Genomic DNA, 787 nt, shown 5'->3' with positions numbered 1-787 from the left:
CCTTCTAAAGTGAACTAGATTTTTTATTCCTAGTGTCTACTTTATAGGGAGTGTATCAGACAAGCATGCAGGGTTGTTTTTTTTTGGATGTAGATTTAAAGACAGAGATGAATGGGATTGCGCTTGGAGGACAGATCAGAAAAGAATATCCGAATGCTCGAATTGTTTTTGTGACGGCACATGCAGAACTTACACATTTAACCTTTTTTTATAAAGTAGAAGCAATGGATTATATTCTTAAAGGTGATGATGCCGTGCTGAAAAGTAGAATTATCAGCTGTATTGATGTTGTCATGAAGAGATACCTTTGTGCTAATACTGAACTAGATGAATATATTATAGTGGAAAGCTGTCGAGCATCTGTAAAGCTTTTAATCAAAGATATACTATTTGTTGAATCTTCAAAAACTGCACATCGTTTAGTGGTGCACTTAAACAATAGGCTAGTAGAATATTATGGAAAAATAAAAGATGTTGAAAGGCAAAGCACCTCATTTTATCGGTGCCACCAATCTTTTGTTGTTAACATAAAAAATGTTCATTCAATTTCTAAAAAAGAGCGGGAAATTGTTATGAATAACGGAGAAACCTGTTATGCTTCGGTAAGATATCTAAAAGGGTTGTTGGATAGGTTAAATGATGAATGAGTTTGGCTCAATGGAAGTAAAGCAAATAAAAACAGGTAAAAAAACATCTTTGGATTGTTTTTCTACCTATCTGCTATTAACAAAACTACTACTTTATCAGTAGATATCTACAACATAATAACACTTATGATTCATAAGTG

The 787-nt window shown here is 32.9% G+C and carries 1 protein-coding gene; it reads left to right on the top strand.

From position 1 onward, the window contains the following. Nucleotides 1-65: 65 nt before the first annotated feature. On the top strand, nt 66-647 hold the full coding sequence (locus tag HCK02_RS13990; RefSeq protein WP_281348894.1) for a LytR/AlgR family response regulator transcription factor: 582 nt from the start codon (nt 66-68) through the stop codon (nt 645-647). Nucleotides 648-787 lie beyond the last annotated feature (140 nt).

Source organism: Listeria valentina, assembly GCF_011800755.1.
Classification (GTDB): domain Bacteria; phylum Bacillota; class Bacilli; order Lactobacillales; family Listeriaceae; genus Listeria; species Listeria valentina.
This window is presented reverse-complemented; position numbering and strand designations above follow the sequence as displayed.